The organism is Bartonella taylorii 8TBB (genome assembly GCF_902825155.1).
Classification (GTDB): Bacteria; Pseudomonadota; Alphaproteobacteria; order Rhizobiales; family Rhizobiaceae; genus Bartonella; species Bartonella taylorii_A.
In genome coordinates, this window is the sequence record NZ_CADEAG010000010.1 from 15,717 (window position 1) to 33,498 (window position 17,782).

A 17,782-nucleotide genomic window follows, 5' to 3' on the forward strand; every position below is an offset into this window, starting at 1 on the left:
GATATTTTATAAATATAGTCTTAACACACAAAAGGTTGATTTTTCTTCTTTATCAATTTTTTGTCTCTCAATAGTGTCATAAATTACAGCTATTATATACCAAACTTCATCGAACAAAGGTTATAAAATACTCATGAAAGCTGGTAATATCCATTACAATTGTGAAAATGATCTACCAAAGCAAATTGCCCTTTTTCCCGTAGAAGGTGCACTCTTATTGCCAGGTGGTTTTTTGTCGCTCAACATTTTTGAACCAGAAGCACTCGAAATGGTTGAAAATGTTATGATATCCAATCGTTTGCTCGGAATCATTCAACCACTTTCATCGAATACAGACCGCTTCACCTCACCACTTTATAAAATAGGCTGTATAGGGCGCATTACAAACTACAACGAAACGGGAAATGGGCAGCTTTTCATTATACTACAAGGCGTTTGTCGCTTCACCTTAGAACAGGAGTTGGTGAACGCAAAACCTTATCGAACTGCTCTCATCCGATCAAACATAGAAGACTTACAAGAACCTGATATGGTAGAAAACATTAATCGAGAAAACCTCCTCAACATTGTTGAGCAATATCTCGTCATACATGAAATAGAATATAATTGGAACAGTATCATACAAGCCCCCACGCCTCTATTGGTTAATGCTTTTTCAGCCCTCATCCCTTTTACACCAGAAGAAAAACAAGCTCTACTCGAAGCTCCAGATATTGGAAATCGTGCCCAAACTCTTCTGGCTTTAACTGAACGCTCCCTCATGAAACAAACAGGGGCACTTTACCATTTAAACTAATAAACCCATTTAAACTAATAAATGTTGAAACATGAAAAAAATGACTACCGACCCTAAAATGCTTGAATTGCTCGTCTGCCCACTCACAGGGGAATCGCTTTCTTTAAACCGAGAAACACAAGAATTAATTTCACACAAAGCAAAACTCGCCTATCCTATTCGCGACGGCGTTCCCATTATGCTTGCCTCAGAAGCCCGTCCTTTGCAGCACAATGAAAAAGCAATGCATAAAAAATAAACAGCTTTCACTCAATTTTTTCTGTAGCACCTGTTATCAATTAATTCTCCGTTAAGAGATATTCTTCATTCACGAATTTTTAATATTCGCTTATTCCAGTAAAGCCGTTCTAGAAGAAGTTCGCACCATCATCTATTTACCAACTCCCAATGTTACCCCTATCGCATGATAGACGGTCCATAAAAAGCATACTACTTTCTTTTTAAAACGTTTTTATCCACATATTGCTTCCCTCTTATGACAGGGAAAAACATTTTTTGCTTCTAAATGGAAAGATACACCCCCATTAAAGAAATAAACCCCAAGCACAAGCAATAGTTTAATCACAGCGTAACGCATTTAATTGCCATAGATGTGCTTTTGGAAAGTCTACGCATTGATATGAATAAATCTATCATTTTAGCCCATATTTTTATTTGGAAAGGTGTGCCAAAACTTACAAATAAGCATTTAAAAACGCTCTTTCTTTAATCAACAAGAATGAACAGAAAATTGATCAAAATCTCATCAAAACAGAGAGAAGCATTGCAATGGTTGAATGGTAATTTGAGAAAAACCAATGAACAAAACTTTCTTAATTTTTGTTGACGATTCAAAGAAAATACCCTACGAATGATTTTGTGTTTTTGATCGTATACGCAACGATCAATAGGGTCTGGAAGCCCGAAAAACTCAAACATTAAAAATGAATCCGCTTTGCGGGTGTCCCGGAGTTCCGGGGGTTCTTGTTATGTCCAAGTGCTCTAAGCACTAAAAGCAAGAAGCTGTTTGAGTTCAGCACTTCCAGACCCCGGAATACTAATGCGAGGGCGCTCGCACCCAGAGGGGGACTAAAGTGCAAGCTAAAAATCGACATTTTAATGACATTGCTGTAGGCAAAAAAATTCGCTTCAGAAGAAATATCGTAGGGCTTTCTCAAAAACAATTGGGCGACCATTTAGGCGTAACTTTCCAACAAATAAAAAAATATGAGAAAGGAATAAAACCCGTTGGAGCAGGACTTTTGCAAGAAATTGCCGAAATACTGGATGTTCCACTTTCCTTCTTTTACGCTGATATCTCAACAAAAAAAGATGCCCTATATAATTATGATGAAAGAATAGCAAGTAAAACGGAGTACCTGCTTTTGAATGGTTTTAGAAGTCTTGCCTCTGGAAAACAGAGAGCAATCTTGCGATTGATTTTTGACTAAAGTGAAAACACCACCTTATTTTATAATTTTGCTGAGCATTTCTTAAACGAACGCCTTTAATAACCTTTAATGAAATATAAAAACTTCACCCACACAAGCAATGCGTGATGCAATTGTTGCAAAACGCAAACATCTCAAGGGAAACAATTGACAGAAGATAAGCACTTCACTAGATTGAACCGCTGTCAAGGAGATGTTCATACGGCTTGGCATAAAATATTCAAGCTTTCTTAACTCTTAAAGACCAAGAGGATGGTACATTCAAAAGTGAACCGACTCGTACTGTTGTAGGTCAGGATTGGTGTACATGAAAATGAAACCTCTGAGACCAACAATATGATTTAATATTCCTGGACAACTCGCCCTTTCATAGGGTTCGCCTAGGGAAAAAATAGAGAAGAACAGGAGTATGAAAAATGAGTTTTAAAGTTGCAGTTGTCGGCGCGACTGGGAACGTTGGTCGTGAAATGCTCACAATTCTCGAAGAACGTGGTTTTCCTGCCCGTGAAGTGGTCCCTTTAGCGTCACGACGCTCATTAGGACAAAATGTTTCTTATGGTGACAAAACTTTAAAAGTAAAAGCACTTGATACTTATGATTTTTCTGACACAGAGCTTTGCCTCATGTCAGCGGGAGGAAGCATTTCTAAAGAATATGCTCCTAAAATCGCTGCTGCCGGCTGCGTGGTCATCGATAATTCATCCACGTGGCGTTATGATGCAAATGTCCCGTTAATTGTACCTGAAGTGAATGCACACGCTGTTGATGGTTTTTCCAAACGTAATATTATAGCAAATCCTAATTGTTCAACAATTCAACTTGTCTTAGCTTTAAAACCTCTCCATGAAGCTGCAATCATTAAACGCGTTGTTGTATCCACTTATCAATCGGTTTCTGGAGCTGGTAAAGAAGGAATGGATGAACTCTTTGAACAATCACGAGCGGTTTTTGTTGCAGATCCAGTCTCATCAAAAAAATTTACCAAACGTATTGCCTTTAACGTCATTCCCCATATCGATGTATTCATGGAAGATGGCTATACCAAAGAAGAATGGAAAATGACGGTTGAGACGAAGAAAATCCTTGACCCTAAGATCAAACTAACAGCCACTGCTGTTCGAGTACCTGTCTTTATCGGTCATGCTGAAGCTGTAAATGCTGAATTTGAAAAACCACTAAGCGCCCATGAAGCACAAGCCATTCTGCGCGATGCTCCTGGCTGCCAAGTTATCGATAAACATGAAGATGGCGGCTATATAACACCCTACGAAGGGACTGGAGAAGATGATACCTTTATTAGCCGTATTCGTGAAGATATTACGGTCGAAAATGGTTTAGCTTTCTGGGTTGTTGCTGACAATTTAAGAAAAGGAGCAGCATTGAATGCCATTCAAATTGCTGAATTGCTCATTTCTCGTAATTTGGTAAAGCCTAAGGCAGCACCCTAAAAAAGTGGCAGCCTGAAGCGTTTTTTCCACTTCATGCTGCCGTACTTTTCCTATCCCTCTTCCAAGAACAGTGAATTTTCTTTATACTTATGGAGCAGGATAAGTCACAACACGGTAGCGCGTTTCATTACGTTCAAAATTTTTGAAATTGACATCATTGGGAAAAAAAGGGTTATAAGCCGTTACGTGCTTTACAGATACACCTTGTGCTTTTGGTGATGGGTTCAAAATTGTACGCTCATCCCTTTTTCTTACACCTGTAGAATCGATAATCATATCTGTTCTGTACAATTTTTGCATGTTTTTCCGTGTTTTTTGAGGCGCCCTCATAGATTTGGAATGAGGAGCAGCCTGCTTCACTTTCCCTTTTTGTGTTTTTACCATAGAGTGCGGCTTCATGCGCATATGTGCAAAAGAAATCATAGGAACATCGTTAACATTTACATAACGTGCCGAAGCCCAACCATCCCTTCCATTATAACGAAGAGAACACCAAGTTTTATTGGAGAGACACCCATGAATTTGCACTTTCCCTCCCGTTGGAACGGTAGCAATAGCTTTGTAAGCTTTCGCTGGTCCTGTACGTAAAACCGCCTTACCCGATGCTACACGAGCAACTGTTCCAGCTACCGCATGAGAAACAGTCATTCCAAGCCCCAATCCACCTATAGCTAACAAAATCATTGTGGTTGATAAAAAGTTCTTTTTTAACATTATTTTTCTTCCTCTCCAGAGTATGAAAGGCAAAATATTTGTTATTGCAAAAATTTGCCACGTTTCAGTCAAATAGTGATAAATTCTTGTGTCACCTTCAAAAATCCATCACATTTAGAGAACAGCTCTCTTACTTTGTCCCCTACCGCCCTATACACTGGGCTATTGTTTTGATTGCGCAATATTCGACGCATAGATTTACTGCTAAAATATCATCTGATTGCTTGGCTATTCAGCCAATCATCACTTAAAGAAGTTTTGAAAGCACTATTAGTTCCCCAAACAAATAACTGCGATACAAGAATTATTATCTAAATTGAGAAATAATACTGCGAGGGCAGTATGTTGTTTTTCAAAGAATGCTTACAGTATAGGAAAAAATAACATTATTTTTTAAACAAAAATGATTGAATATTCTATAAAGCTTTTATAAGCTTAAATTCTCTTAAAATAGTACAGAATTATATTTTCTTCCCTCAACAAGTCTCTTGGAAAAGAAAAAAGGATAAACATACATGACATTAAAGAAATTATCTCGGAATGCCACCATCGGATTCCTCCTTCCTCTCTTTGCACTTTTCTTGTCTGTTCCCTTTTCCATGGCAGCAGACAAATCAAAAATCAAACTCGGTGTTATGGAAGGGCATGAAGCAACTATTTGGAAAGTTGCTGGCGAACAAGCTAAAAAAGCGGGTTTAGAGATTGAACTTGTTTATTTTTCTGATTACACTTTGCCTAACGATGCGGTTAATGCAGGAGAGATTGATGCGAATGCTTTTCAACACTCCCCTTATCTTAAAAATCAAATTGAACAGCGTGGCTACAAACTTTCAACTGTGGGGTACACATTTATTGCTCCCATTGGTATTTATTCACACAAAATCAAAGATTTAAAAGAACTGCGTGATGGCGCACATGTTGGTATTCCTAACGACCCATCAAATGGTGGAAGAGCCTTACTTCTTCTCAATTCTTTAAATCTCATTAAGTTAAAAGATCCTCACGATATTCTGGCTTCTCCGCTTGATATTATTGAAAACCCTAAAAACTTGCAAATTCGTGAATTAGATGCCGGTATGTTAGGACGAGCGGTTGATGATTTTGATATTGCAATTGTAAACACAAATTGGGCTTTGGTTTCTGGATTAGACCTACAAAAAGACGCGATAGCATGGGAAAAAGCAGAAAATAATCCTTATAATAATATCATTGTTGTGCGCACCAGCGATAAAGATGAGCCATGGGTCAAAAAATTAGTTGCTGCTTACAATAACGAGACTGTCCGTGCGAAAATCAAAGAAATTTTCGGGCCAGCCGCGCAAACATCTTGGTAATTACGCCAAATTGGTAGTTATGAATGGAAAAACCCGCTCTGATCTCCTTAAAAAACGTCAGCCGTTATTTTAACAAGACGGCTGGCATTCCGGCTGTTGACAATTTATCTCTCAATATCCACGCAGGTGAAATTCTTGGTATTATTGGTCGTAGTGGAGCAGGAAAATCAACACTTATTCGCTGCTTAAATGGACTAGAGAGAATTGACGCAGGGTCTATTTTTTTTGAAGGCGTAGATGTTTCAAATCTGTCAGAAACACAATGGGCGCCTTACCGCCAACGTATTGGAATGATTTTTCAACATTTCAATCTTTTATCATCACAAAATATTCTTAATAACATCGCATTACCACTTAAATTAAGTGGTATAAACAAAAAACAGCGCTACAAACGTGCCCTTGAACTCATCGAATTGGTCGGCTTATGTGGTAAAGAGCACTGTTATCCGGCAGAATTGTCAGGAGGGCAAAAACAACGCGTTGGCATTGCACGCTCTTTAGCTGCTAATCCTAAAATATTGTTATCAGATGAAGCAACCTCTGCTCTGGACCCTGAAACAACACAATCTATTCTGGAACTTCTTGCTGATATTAACAATCGTCTAAATCTCACTATTGTACTCATTACCCACGAAATGGAAGTTGTACGCACTATTGCACATCGCGTTGTTGTCCTCAATCAAGGACGCATTATGGAACAAGGACGTGTGAAAGACATTTTCACCTCTCCGCAAGAGGAAACAACCATTGCCATGCTCAAACTTGTTACTCCACAACTTCCTGAAAAATTTGCAAAAAATCTTAAACCAATAGGCCAAGAAGCTGTTATTGAAATCAATATTGCAGGTGAAATTGCCCAACAACCTTTTCTCAATCTTTTGGAAGATGAAATCGGTTTAAGAGCACGTATTCTGCATGGTGGTATTGATACAGTACAAGGAGAAACCATCGGGCGACTATTCTTAGGTCTCCCAACAAAAGATAAAGAAGCTTTAGAAAAAGCTGTTCAGTGGTTGACAGAAAAAGGACAATATTGCGAGGTTTTAGGTTATGTTTAATGTTCTCTCTCGTGAACTCCCCAACGCTGTTTTTGATACAATCTTGATGACGATAAGTGCTTCTTTGATGGCGCTTATTATAGGACTTCCCCTTGGCCTTCTCCTTTACACAACCGCACGTGGAGGAATTTTTGCCTCCTGTCTTATCAATCGCCCTTTGAGTATCCTCATTGATAGTATTCGCGCCATTCCCTTTATTATTCTCGCATTTTATCTTCTTCCTGTCACCCGTATGGTTGTAGGAAGAGGTGTGGGAATGCCTTCCGTGATCTTTGTACTCACCATCTCAGCTATTCCTTTTTATGCACGAATGGCAGAACTCTCTTTTAAAACCGTTGAAAACGGTCTCATTGAAGCTGTTCGTTCTATGGGAGCAAGCCGTCTTCAAATTATTAGGCATGTTCTTATTCCTGAAGCGCTCCCTAGCCTGATCACAGGTTTTACAGTCATGATTATTTCTCTTATAGGAGCCACTTCGCTTGCTGGATATCTCGGCGGAGGCGGTTTAGGCGACATGGCAATTCGCTATGGCTATCAACGCTATAATACCTCCATCATGACATGTGTCATCATCCTTTTGATCATTCTTAATGTTATTACCCAGTGGTCTTCCGATAAAATTGTGCAGAGATTAGATAAGAAAAGACATTAAAATTTAACAATTTGAGTTTTTCCAAACCAACATAATGAACAGTGAAAATAATTTAGGTGCTATGAAAGACCACCATGATTATCAGCATTGTAATAGCTCTATTATGACAAGTATCATCATACTTTTTTGTTCTTATATATCAAGGGACTTCTAATAAAACTGTGTAGAAACTTGATAAAATAACGTACTAAAATAATTTAGAAATTCTCAGATTTTTCGCCAACCATAGCAACAATAAGCCACTGAGCAATGAGAGCTGGTTTTTTTAAGTTTTCAATTTCCACCGTAACGCCATAATGAAAAACAACTCGGCCAGAAGGTCGAATCTCGGCATCATTTAAAACAAAACGAGCACGTACCTGTGCACCTGTTTTCACAGGGCTCATAAAACGCACTTTATCAAAACCATAATTAATCCCCATTGTTGCACCTTCCAACTCTGGAAGTGCCTCGTAAGCTAACGTAGACAAAAGTGATAAGGTTAAAAAACCATGTGCAATAGTACCACCAAAAGGTGTATTTCTAGCCTTTTCCTCATCTACGTGGATCCATTGATGATCATCTGTCGCTTGTGCAAATTGATTAATCATATCTTGCGTAACAAGACGCCATTGAGATAAGCCTACTTCTTTCCCAATAAAATTGACGACATCTTGTACTGCTATTTTTTGCTGCATAATGCTATTCCTATTTTATTTGATAAAAGTACCGCAACCCTCTTGCTTTTATAAAACCCATTGATTAGAGCATCAAGAAAAGATTAGCTATCTTAGAGAGCAAATGCGCCTTATGAATAAGAAAACACTCTTTTAACAAGGTAATTTTCAAATAGGAAAAAATAATGGCAAGCAATGTGAGCTTAACAGGTTTAGCGCGGGATCTGAAGCAGCGTGCAGAAACCCACCCACCCATCCGTGTTGGACTCATTGGTTGTGGTGAAATGGGGACAGATTTGCTATCAAGTATTGCACATATGGATGGCATAGTAGTCGCAGCCGTTGCCACCAGGACACCGTCACGTATTTTTGATGCCGCCGCGCTAGCCTACGGCGAAGGTGGGCATGCACGAGAAGTTGAAAACACTCATGCCCTAACGCGAAGCATTGCACAAGGTCTGATTGCAGCGACAGATGATCTTGATCTTGTTTTACGCCATGAACAAATTGATATTATTGTTGATGCAACAGGCTATCCCGAAGCTGGAGCCGAAATTGGTTTCAAAGCACTTGAAAACAACAAACACCTTGTCATGATGAATGTTGAAGCAGATGTTACAATTGGCACTTATCTAAAACATGAAGCAGAAAAACGAGGTCTTGTTTATACACTTGGTGCCGGTGATGAACCTACGTCCTGCATGGAACTCATCGAATTTGTTTCAGCCCTTGGGCATAAGATTGTTGCGGCTGGTAAAGGAAAAAATAATCCTCTACTCTTTGATGCCACACCTGACACTTACGAAGAAGAAGCATTAAGACGTAATATGAATGTCCGTATGTTAGTTGAATTTATTGATGGTTCCAAAACAATGGTTGAAATGGCTGCTATTGCCAATGCAACAGGGCTTCTCCCCGATTGCCCAGGAATGCATGGACCACAAGCAGCACTTCAAAATTTAAACAAAGTGCTTATTCCAAAACAGGATGGTGGTATTTTGGAGAAATGTGGCGTTGTAGACTATTCAATAGGCCAAGGAGTTTCCCCAGGTGTTTTTGTCATTGCAGAAATAGCACATCCACGTCTCCGCGAACGTATGGAAGATTTAAAAATTGGTCAGGGACCTTACTTCACCTTTCATCGTCCCTATCATTTAACAGCAATGGAAGTTCCTTTAACCTGTGCACGTGTTATGCTGTATGGCAAAGAAGATATGGCTCCACTTAACACCCCCGTGGTAGAAGTCTGTGCTGTTGCTAAAAAAGATTTATATCCTGGTGATCAGTTGGACTTTATTGGTCTTTACAGTTATCGTGCTTGGATAATGAATCTTGCAGAAGCACGTGCTCATCAAGCTATTCCCTGTGGTCTTTTAGAAAAAGCGACAGTGACAGCTAAAATCAAAAAGAATGAACTCATAACAGCACATAACACTGCTATTCGAGAAGACCAGTGGATTGCAAAACTTCGCAAAAAACAAGACCTTTTACTTAATTGCCTCCCCCTTGTTGAAGCATAAAAAAAGCCTTATTATCTTTTTACTATATAAAATAGCTATAAACTGTACAAGAGAGCTCAGATTCTTAGCTTGCTGAAAAGATATATCGAGAAAATGGTTTTGAACTTTTCCTGATCTATATCGGCAGAGCATCTTATCTTGCCTTCAAGAAAATAACCTATCAGTCCCCTTGTCCAATGCTGCACAAATCGCCTTCAAACATAAGCCTTTCAAAAATAATAAATTGATGAAACTACGCAATATCAAACAATAACGCCACAATAGATACCACAACGCCAAGTATATCGGCTACAGCGAAAGAAGCTAATAGTGAAACAACGCTAACACTACCCCAAAACATGTCGAAGTAAGATACCCTCTCAACTTTCCCAAAAGCTAACCCGCCTTGTTCCCTAGTATTTTGGAACACGGCCATATCTACAGCCTTAGAAACTGTATCCCTCACTGGTGCAATAACAAGAATCTCCTCTCGAAGTTGAACTTCAATAATGCTCGCATTCCCCTCTATGTTTTGTGTAAAACAAAGAATAAACGCTGTAAAAACACACAAATACAGACGATTTTTAAATAACTTAAACATAGCTTTCTTTGCTCCTCTTTTCTTTACTGAAAAAGTAAAAAAATATTCAAAGCTATATGTATTTTAACATATATAATACAATACGATATGTTATATAATACATTATGTATTTCATGTAAAGATACAAAAACATAATTAAAAAAGAAAAGAAACTATAAACTATAAAGAAATCTAACAAAGAACTGCATTTCTGAAGTAATAATGCAAACAAAACAAGTTATTTTGAAAAAAATCAGAACACCATGAAAGACCTATATTGAAAAGAACTTAAGCATATAAATCAAGTTTATATTATAAAAATACTACAGAATAAAAATAAATTCTCTTACTCATCTATGCAGAAAAATGGATATTCCTAGATTCATCTGAGTTTGAGTTTTTAAGAGACAAGTGAGAAGATTTATTTTCATGATGTGATATAGAGTATTTAATATCTCTCAATATGTACTTTTAAAAACAGCAGCATTCATCAGAAAACCTCACAAAATATACCTACTCTTTGAATATTTATAATCTCATATTATATCAAAAATTGAGGTCATTTTTCTCAATGAGATCTTCACCGTTTTTAACAAATTCCTCACTTGTGTTGTACACATATTTGATGCAAAATGCTCTTGTTTGCGTTTTTCCTATATAGCTTAAAATCGGGAAAAATGACTTTACAATTTCATATTGATTAACTTTTCTTTTTGACAAATAAGTTTATGATATCCGATACACCTTTCCTCGCTCTTTTGCCCTTGGGCGCGCACGAATATCACGGAAATCATCTTCCTTTTGAAACCGATTGGATTATTGCTGAAGCTTTTGCAAAAGCACTCACTTTACAAACACAAGAGCAATTTCATATAGCGCTCTTACCGGTGGAAAAAATTGGCTATTCGGTGGAACATATGGACGTTACTGGTACACAAACCCTCACTTTTTCCGAAGCCATAGAACGCTGGATAAACATAGGTGAAAGCTGCTATCATAAAGGGATTAAACGCATTCTCCTTCTTAACGCGCACGGAGGAAATTCACCTTTAATGAGCATTGTCATCACCGAACTACGAAGACGTTTTTCAATGCTCGCAGTAGCGACAAGTTGGACTCGTTTTGGCTTACCAGAAGGCTTGATGAAACCATCTCAACACCATCTTGATATCCATGGAGGATTTATTGAAACCTCCTTAATGCTTTATTTAGCACCAGAAAAAGTACATATGGAAAAAGCAGAAAATTTCCATAATAAGCAATCTGATATGATTGCCAATTATCGCTATTTACGCGCCTATGGTCCTCATGCCTTTGGGTGGACAATGCGGGATCTGAACACACAAGGAGCAGTAGGCAATGCAAGTGAAGCAACACCGCAAGCAGGTGAAGCAATTTTTTCTCATGTTCTTTGCGGACTTCGTGATTTACTTGATGATATCAACCTGTTTAAAATAAACGCATTACAATAAAAGGCGTAAACCATGGAAAAAAAACAAAAAACGCTCAACAAAATCCCCGTTACGGTTCTTACAGGCTATCTTGGCTCAGGAAAAACCACTCTTCTCAATCGCATTCTCAGCGAAAACCATGGCAAACGTTATGCCGTCATTGTCAATGAATTTGGTGAAATTGGCATCGACAATGACCTTATTGTTGAATCAGACGAAGAAATTTACGAAATGAATAATGGTTGTATTTGCTGTACCGTGCGTGGCGATCTTATTCGTATTTTGGAAAGTCTGATGCAACGCTCTCATCGATTTGATGCCATTATTTTAGAAACAACAGGACTTGCTGATCCCATTCCTGTTGCGCAAACTTTCTTTATGGATGATACTGTTCATGAAAAAACTGCTCTCGACAGTGTCATCGCAGTCGTTGATGCAAAACATTTTCCACTCCAGCTTAAAAAAAGCCGTGAAGCTGAAGATCAAATTGCCTTCTCTGATATCATTTTGTTAAATAAAATTGATCTTGTTAGTGCAGAAGAACGTGCACACGCACAATCGCTTATTCTTGCAATTAACCCTCGAGCCACACTTTATACAACAGAACGCGCCAATATCCCTCTTAACGAACTCTTAGACCGTGGTGCATTTGACCTACAACGCACACTAGACAACGATCCCCATTTTCTCGACCACCAACATTCAAATCATGTGTGTGGTCCCGATTGCAATCATCATCATGAACACCACCATACTTCCACCATTCATGATATTACGATAACTTCCATAAGTTTAAAAACAGGTGCTCTTCAGCCAGAAAAATTTTTCCCTTGGATCCAACAAGTAACTCAGCAACAAGGCCCTGATATTTTGCGTTTAAAGGGTATTATTGCCTTTCAAGGAGACGATGATCGTTATGTCATTCAAGGCATACATATGCTTCTTGAAGGACAGCATCAACGTCCATGGCGTAAAGATGAAAAACGTGAAAGTCGACTTGTTTTTATTGGTCGCAACCTTGATCCCAAAAAACTTAAAACTGGTTTTGAAAATTGTGCATAAGTGAGTGACAATGCCAAGCATTACCCATTATGATCTCCAAAGTTATTGCCTTTCTTGCGGCTTTATTGAAAACAAACCAACCTTCGTCTCCGTAGAAGGTTTAATTGTTTTTTTAGAATCCCCCCCAAAAACCATTAAAGTTCACCAAGGAATAATTTCAAGCCATTTTGCACATGATAACACAGCTATCATCACAGGTGGAGAAGATGGAAAGGTCTGTCAAACAACAGCAGATGGTCGTACAGAATTGCTAAGCAAACAAGAAAGCAAATGGATAAACAACGTTGCTTTTGGACCACAGAAAGTTTTTGCCTTTTCCTCCTCACGTCGAACATTGGCAAATGTTGGTAACGGACTACAAGAACTCCTCCATGAACGGTGTGTAGAAGGGCTTGCTTTCGCTCCAAAAGGTTTACGACTTGCTGTTGCCCATTACAATGGTGTGACCCTTCATTGGTTATCAACACAAACAACACCAACTACACTGGTATGGAAAGGAGCACATTTTGGTGTCACTTTCTCACCAGACAACCGCTATGTCATTTCTACTATGCAAGAAAACTCTCTCCATGGCTGGCGTCTCATTGATAATCAACATTTACGCATGAGTGGCTATCCGAGCAAAGTCAAAAAATGGTCTTGGAGTGCAAAAGGAAAATGGCTAGCAACATCAGGCGCATCAGCAGCCATTGTTTGGCCCTTTCATGCGAAAGATGGTCCCATGGGGAAAGCACCATTGGAACTCGGCACACGAGCAAATGCGCTTGTCAACACCGTCGCATGTCATCCAAATAAAGAAATTGTAGCAATAGGCTTCAATGATGGAATGATTTTGTGTGCATATTTTCACGATGGAAAAGAAGTCCTTCTAAAAGGTTGTGGAACAAGCGCCATCTCAGCTCTAAACTGGGATCAAACGGGTCACAACCTCGCCTTTGGAAGCGAAAGCGGTGAATGCGGTATTATCAACATCATTCTTTAAGAAAAGCACCAACAATAGCTATCATCGCAGATAAAAATAGCTGTACAATTCTCCAGAAATAATTGAGCACCAAAACTCTCTTTCTCTCTAAAGAAAAACTAAACACATCAAATAAGAAAATGTCTGAGCTATTTACCCTTGAACGTTGCTATCTTATCCAGCCAAGAATAGAAGGATCCCACCCTAAACAAACCATAAGCGAATAACCCGTTCCTATAAAACCCGTATCATGCTACAGTCTTTCATAAAAAGCATAACCCCTTAACACTCTTTTGTTTAAGATCAGCTCAAAAAAGTGGAAGAAAAATTTCATAATGCTTGAAAATAAGCCAGTAAAAAAACGCGTAAAAGAGCTTTTCAAAAAAATCTTTGAAAAAACATCAAACATTATTCCAATCACAACGCCAGCACTTATTTCTCAAAATTTCTGGTTATAAACGTTCTCTTTTCCAACACTGTTATTTGAAAATGATGATTGCGACACGCAGTGCCTTGACATCTACAATTTGCAAAAAAGAAAAAACATAACTATAGAAACACAGTAAAGTATATCTTTTAAAACATCTTCAGCATAACTTTACTTAAAATTCCCTTCCCCCTTACTTAAAATACCAGTATTGCTCAAAAAAACAGCTAATTTTCAATTACAAATCAAAGAAAACCCATATTATGACCTTTTTCACCAATGAAAGATACATCTGCCTTGTCAAAAAAGGTGCCGCAAACCAGCAGAAAAGCTTATTCCTGAAAACCCTGCTTTTGTCAGTCTATGCTGATAATTTATATCTCCATGAAGTACAAATTTCGCAGATAATTTGGCACTGAAACCAAGTCCTGCTTCTAAAGAAGAACCAAAATCACCTAACTGAAAATCTTTTTTAAAAGAGACAAACTGTCTCTCTCCAAAACTATGCATAAGATAAAGCTTACTATAGAAAGAAATAACACGTCCCTTTTCAGAGCCCGCAAACATCTTAGTCAAACGCCCACCAAAACGCGCCGTCCATTGATCAAACTTTCCCATATCAACATCAAGATCATCAACATCACGCACGCGATTAAACTGAAGATGTTGATAAACAAGCTGAAGCTGCGGATCAAAAACAACACCATTATGCCCTATTGTAAATGTTTTACCACTTATCAAAGAAGTACTAAGCTGCTTACCCTTTAATGTTGCTGCCTTACCTCGTGCAAGAGTGAAAACATCACCTCTAAACAGACCGTAAGATAACAGCCCATCCATATAAAAACCCGTATCATGGTGCAGACTTCCATAAGCAGAAACAGACCATTTATCAAATGGACTCTTTTTACTTTGTTCAACTTTTAGAGGATGTAGAGAAAGGTTTCCATAAGTTCCCGTAACCCCAAAGAATGTACGACTGTATAAACTCTCAATTTCTTTCAGCAAAACACCTGCTTCCAGCGCAGTATAATCAAGTTCGGCTCCATAGCCATATTCAAAAGCAGAAAGATTTGAAGCATAATGGTGACTTCCACCATAACCACGAATAAAAAATGCTGAGTTCTCATCGCTTTTCAAAGAGCTTTGAGAAACACTTCGCATTGCCTCCAATTTCTTATTTTGAGTAGTAAGATCCAACAAACCAGCATGGAATAAAGCATTTGGTAAAAGGAGATAAGTTGGCAATTGCGGAACCACAGCTCTAATTCCCAGTTCTGGCTGAATATCAGGCCTAATAGGAACAGGCGGAGTAGGAGAAGGATCTGTAGGTATAGGATCACTTGGATCAGACGCAGAAGGCGTAGGTGAAACAAAAGGAGACGGAGGAGTGGGTGCTGGATCCTGAGGTGCAGGTTCACTCGGATCAGATGTCACTGACGGAATAAGTGTCGGTGGAATAGGCACAGATGGATTGGAAGACGGATCTGCAGGTATAGAGTCACTTGGATCAGAGGGCACTAACGGAGTAGGTGTTGGTGAAACAGGTGTAGGTAATGGAGTGGGCACAGAATCTGTAGATGAAGGATCTACCGGAGTAGAGGGCGCAGAAGATAAAGGTGGAATAGGTAAAGTCTTAGAAGAATCTTGTTTAGGATTAACATAGATACCTTCAAGGCGAAAATCCCAAAAATCTCCATTGCCTGCAACTAATCTATTCCTAGGATCTGCTTTTCCAAAAGAAGAACCTGGTCCATAGCCACGAAGACGATATTGATAAGGCAAGCCGTTTATTGCAATATAATTGCCCATTAGTTGAAAAGAATCTTCACGCGCATCCCCAGAAACTTGAACAACTGAAACACTTCTGCTTCCTTTATTACGCACTTCCTTTTCTGATTTTTTGAAAAAACCTTCCACTTGGAGAAGCGTAGTCTCCCCCGAGATATTACCATAAATCAAAATACGATCAACTTTTTGCGTATCAAATGAACCATCGTCATTCAAAAATACACCGAGCTTAATCCGAGAATTACCCCGTGCACTATATGCATCCTTATACACTAGTCTGTATAATGCTATCAGCCTGCCTATTTCACTTATATCATCTATATCATCTATAACCGTTTTTTTTCCAATGCGCAGCGTTTGATAACCTTTGGATATATATTTATCGAAAACAATAGTACTGTCTGAGAGACTTATAGATGAGACAGATGTATCTATAGAAATATCTTCCTGTGAATCTTCGTCTCTACTTTGGATGAGATAATATTTACTTTGGGTAAGATACCATGTCGAGCCACGTGTTAACTCCAAATCAACAGTAGATGTATCTTCAACACGAATATCCCCTGCAAGCGTAGAGTCACTAGCTTTTACGGTTATAAAAGAATCGGATTGAGCTTTTAATAACAAATCACCAGAGATTCTGGTTCTTTCCGATAATTCAAGAGTAGCTTCAGCTCCATAGCCATCAGGACCAGTACTATAAATAGCGATACCATCAGGAACCCTAAAAGTTGTATTTGACAAATAAGCTGATGCAGTTCCCAGAACGATTCTTTTTGTTTCTGAACGTTTTTTATCATCTAGCTTCAACAAATTAGCCCATACTTCTGGTTCTAATGTATTAAAATACAAACCATACGCCCCCTCTCCCTGCACAGAAACATCAGAGTTTTTAATCGTAATACTGGTCTTTTTAAACTTATCTGATGAATTATAATTTTCAATCAACTTGTCATTATCATCTGCATAACCTGAAAAGTTTGTAATCAAAAAACCATGCATATCGGTAAGTTGAATAGTACTATACCCCAAAGTCACTTCACCACCTTGAAATATCTTAAAAGCTGCTGATAACGTATCCACACCTGTGCCACCAGCCGTATGCATACTGTGCTTTTTTCCTTTCCCATTAACTGTCATGACACTAAGAAAAATTTCTCCCCCGAGCTGTGATTCAAATGAGCCCCCTCCCTCAAAATTGACCCTACCCCCTACCATTGTGACCTTCGCATCATTATTGCTAAAAATACTTATATTCTCCTGTCTTGAATCTCCTGGACCAATATTTACATTATTTAACACAACATTCGCGCCTCTCCCTTCTGCATAAATAGCGCGCGAAGTTCCTTCAATCTTCCCTCCTTTCATCCTAATAATGCCATTTTTAGCTTGAAGACTTGGTGCATTTTTAAAATTTGAATTGTCCAAAAAAAGCATACCACCATCTTCTACAGAAACACCATATACAGATATCGTATCTGAATTATCACCCATAACAGTTATCTGAGATGCATTAACAATTGTGCCTTGCTTTCCTACAGATATAGCAGAAACCGATTGATCTTCAGAGGTAATGGGAAGCTGATAGGTTTTATCTTTCAGTTCGTGCTCTTTACCATCACTACATGTATAAAATTGAGCCTTTGAATCACACGAAACTCTAGAAGAGTTAGAATTCGCACTAACAACCACGATTGAAAAAAAAGAAACAGCAGCTGTTGTAAGAGAAAATAAAAACTTATAACTTTTAAATATATTAACCATAACTCTATTGCAATCCCTATCCACCCTTATATAAAAGCAGATAACATCTGCAATAACACTAATTTAAGCACTCTAATAATGAGAATTATAAAACTTAAACATCTTATTTATACTTCACACAACGTTCTATACTTTTATAAAACTTACCTTATAATTTAT

The 17,782-nt window shown here is 38.4% G+C and carries 15 protein-coding genes; 11 read left to right on the plus strand and 4 right to left on the minus strand.

Annotation, left to right across the window (positions count from 1 at the left end; all coding sequences use genetic code 11):
- Window positions 1-133 precede the first annotated feature (133 nt).
- The 4 genes from J7R13_RS07540 to J7R13_RS07555 all read left to right on the plus strand — a co-directional run bounded on the left by J7R13_RS07540 (window position 134) and on the right by J7R13_RS07555 (window position 3,674).
- Window positions 134-796, plus strand: a complete 663-nt coding sequence (locus J7R13_RS07540) for an LON peptidase substrate-binding domain-containing protein (protein WP_208438143.1) — start codon at window positions 134-136, stop codon at window positions 794-796.
- 31 nt (window positions 797-827) lie between these two features.
- Window positions 828-1,034 carry a Trm112 family protein gene (locus J7R13_RS07545; RefSeq protein ID WP_208434452.1) on the plus strand — a complete coding sequence of 69 codons (207 nt, stop codon included), beginning with the start codon at window positions 828-830 and terminating at the stop codon, window positions 1,032-1,034.
- Between the two features lie 835 nt (window positions 1,035-1,869).
- The gene (locus J7R13_RS07550; RefSeq protein WP_208438144.1) at window positions 1,870-2,226 is read left to right on the plus strand and encodes a helix-turn-helix domain-containing protein; all 357 of its coding nucleotides are present in this window, start codon (window positions 1,870-1,872) and stop codon (window positions 2,224-2,226) included.
- A 416-nt stretch (window positions 2,227-2,642) separates the two neighbouring features.
- Window positions 2,643-3,674 carry an aspartate-semialdehyde dehydrogenase gene (locus J7R13_RS07555; RefSeq protein ID WP_208438145.1) on the plus strand — a complete coding sequence of 344 codons (1,032 nt, stop codon included), beginning with the start codon at window positions 2,643-2,645 and terminating at the stop codon, window positions 3,672-3,674.
- An 87-nt stretch (window positions 3,675-3,761) separates the two neighbouring features.
- Here J7R13_RS07555 and J7R13_RS07560 read toward each other — a convergent pair whose 3' ends face one another.
- Window positions 3,762-4,388: an SH3 domain-containing protein gene (locus J7R13_RS07560; RefSeq protein ID WP_208438146.1), complete on the minus strand. Its 627-nt coding sequence runs from the start codon at window positions 4,386-4,388 to the stop codon at window positions 3,762-3,764.
- A 515-nt stretch (window positions 4,389-4,903) separates the two neighbouring features.
- Between J7R13_RS07560 and J7R13_RS07565 the strand changes: the two genes are divergently transcribed.
- The 3 genes from J7R13_RS07565 to J7R13_RS07575 are packed head-to-tail and all read left to right on the plus strand — an operon-like array spanning window position 4,904 to window position 7,432.
- The gene (locus J7R13_RS07565; protein WP_208438147.1) at window positions 4,904-5,722 is read left to right on the plus strand and encodes a MetQ/NlpA family ABC transporter substrate-binding protein; all 819 of its coding nucleotides are present in this window, start codon (window positions 4,904-4,906) and stop codon (window positions 5,720-5,722) included.
- Window positions 5,723-5,745: 23 nt separating this feature from the next.
- The gene (locus tag J7R13_RS07570) at window positions 5,746-6,780 is read left to right on the plus strand and encodes a methionine ABC transporter ATP-binding protein (protein WP_006590382.1); all 1,035 of its coding nucleotides are present in this window, start codon (window positions 5,746-5,748) and stop codon (window positions 6,778-6,780) included.
- Entirely contained in the window at window positions 6,773-7,432 is a 660-nt protein-coding gene (locus tag J7R13_RS07575) for a methionine ABC transporter permease (RefSeq protein WP_208438148.1), read from the plus strand. The genes J7R13_RS07570 and J7R13_RS07575 overlap by 8 nt, the downstream gene beginning before the upstream one ends.
- Before the next feature lie 197 nt (window positions 7,433-7,629).
- Here J7R13_RS07575 and J7R13_RS07580 read toward each other — a convergent pair whose 3' ends face one another.
- Window positions 7,630-8,109: a MaoC family dehydratase gene (locus J7R13_RS07580; RefSeq protein ID WP_004861063.1), complete on the minus strand. Its 480-nt coding sequence runs from the start codon at window positions 8,107-8,109 to the stop codon at window positions 7,630-7,632.
- Between the two features lie 164 nt (window positions 8,110-8,273).
- On the opposite strand from J7R13_RS07580, the gene J7R13_RS07585 reads away from it, so the two are divergent.
- Window positions 8,274-9,608 carry an NAD(P)H-dependent oxidoreductase gene (locus J7R13_RS07585; protein ID WP_208438149.1) on the plus strand — a complete coding sequence of 445 codons (1,335 nt, stop codon included), beginning with the start codon at window positions 8,274-8,276 and terminating at the stop codon, window positions 9,606-9,608.
- Window positions 9,609-9,840: 232 nt separating this feature from the next.
- Here the strand turns inward: J7R13_RS07585 and J7R13_RS07590 are convergent, their stop codons facing one another.
- The gene (locus tag J7R13_RS07590) at window positions 9,841-10,188 is read right to left on the minus strand and encodes a hypothetical protein (RefSeq protein WP_208438150.1); all 348 of its coding nucleotides are present in this window, start codon (window positions 10,186-10,188) and stop codon (window positions 9,841-9,843) included.
- Between the two features lie 707 nt (window positions 10,189-10,895).
- Here J7R13_RS07590 and J7R13_RS07595 point away from each other — a divergent pair.
- Genes J7R13_RS07595 through J7R13_RS07605 form a run of 3 tightly spaced genes read left to right on the plus strand, consistent with a single transcriptional unit; the run spans window position 10,896 to window position 13,662 of the window.
- A complete protein-coding gene (locus J7R13_RS07595; RefSeq protein ID WP_208438151.1) occupies window positions 10,896-11,639 on the plus strand; it encodes a creatininase family protein in 744 nt (247 codons plus the stop codon).
- 12 nt (window positions 11,640-11,651) lie between these two features.
- A complete protein-coding gene (locus J7R13_RS07600) occupies window positions 11,652-12,680 on the plus strand; it encodes a CobW family GTP-binding protein (RefSeq protein ID WP_208438152.1) in 1,029 nt (342 codons plus the stop codon).
- 10 nt (window positions 12,681-12,690) lie between these two features.
- Window positions 12,691-13,662, plus strand: coding sequence for a WD40 repeat domain-containing protein (locus J7R13_RS07605; RefSeq protein ID WP_208438153.1), 972 nt, complete (start codon window positions 12,691-12,693; stop codon window positions 13,660-13,662).
- Window positions 13,663-14,368: 706 nt separating this feature from the next.
- Here the strand turns inward: J7R13_RS07605 and J7R13_RS07610 are convergent.
- Complete coding sequence (locus J7R13_RS07610) at window positions 14,369-17,623, minus strand: autotransporter outer membrane beta-barrel domain-containing protein (protein ID WP_208438154.1); 3,255 nt, start codon at window positions 17,621-17,623, stop codon at window positions 14,369-14,371.
- Window positions 17,624-17,782: the final 159 nt, after the last annotated feature.

Bases quoted from the DNA above. Each gene is read 5' to 3' on its own strand.
- J7R13_RS07555 (WP_208438145.1), top strand. From the start codon at position 2,643: ATGAGTTTTAAAGTTGCAGTTGTCGGCGCGACTGGGAACGTTGGTCGT.
- J7R13_RS07545 (WP_208434452.1), top strand. From the start codon at position 828: ATGAAAAAAATGACTACCGACCCTAAAATGCTTGAATTGCTCGTCTGC.
- J7R13_RS07575 (WP_208438148.1), top strand. From the start codon at position 6,773: ATGTTTAATGTTCTCTCTCGTGAACTCCCCAACGCTGTTTTTGATACA.
- J7R13_RS07580 (WP_004861063.1), bottom strand. From the start codon at position 8,109: ATGCAGCAAAAAATAGCAGTACAAGATGTCGTCAATTTTATTGGGAAA.
- J7R13_RS07600 (WP_208438152.1), top strand. From the start codon at position 11,652: ATGGAAAAAAAACAAAAAACGCTCAACAAAATCCCCGTTACGGTTCTT.
- J7R13_RS07540 (WP_208438143.1), top strand. From the start codon at position 134: ATGAAAGCTGGTAATATCCATTACAATTGTGAAAATGATCTACCAAAG.
- J7R13_RS07590 (WP_208438150.1), bottom strand. From the start codon at position 10,188: ATGTTTAAGTTATTTAAAAATCGTCTGTATTTGTGTGTTTTTACAGCG.
- J7R13_RS07560 (WP_208438146.1), bottom strand. From the start codon at position 4,388: ATGTTAAAAAAGAACTTTTTATCAACCACAATGATTTTGTTAGCTATA.
- J7R13_RS07610 (WP_208438154.1), bottom strand. From the start codon at position 17,623: ATGGTTAATATATTTAAAAGTTATAAGTTTTTATTTTCTCTTACAACA.
- J7R13_RS07595 (WP_208438151.1), top strand. From the start codon at position 10,896: ATGATATCCGATACACCTTTCCTCGCTCTTTTGCCCTTGGGCGCGCAC.
- J7R13_RS07585 (WP_208438149.1), top strand. From the start codon at position 8,274: ATGGCAAGCAATGTGAGCTTAACAGGTTTAGCGCGGGATCTGAAGCAG.
- J7R13_RS07605 (WP_208438153.1), top strand. From the start codon at position 12,691: ATGCCAAGCATTACCCATTATGATCTCCAAAGTTATTGCCTTTCTTGC.
- J7R13_RS07570 (WP_006590382.1), top strand. From the start codon at position 5,746: ATGGAAAAACCCGCTCTGATCTCCTTAAAAAACGTCAGCCGTTATTTT.
- J7R13_RS07565 (WP_208438147.1), top strand. From the start codon at position 4,904: ATGACATTAAAGAAATTATCTCGGAATGCCACCATCGGATTCCTCCTT.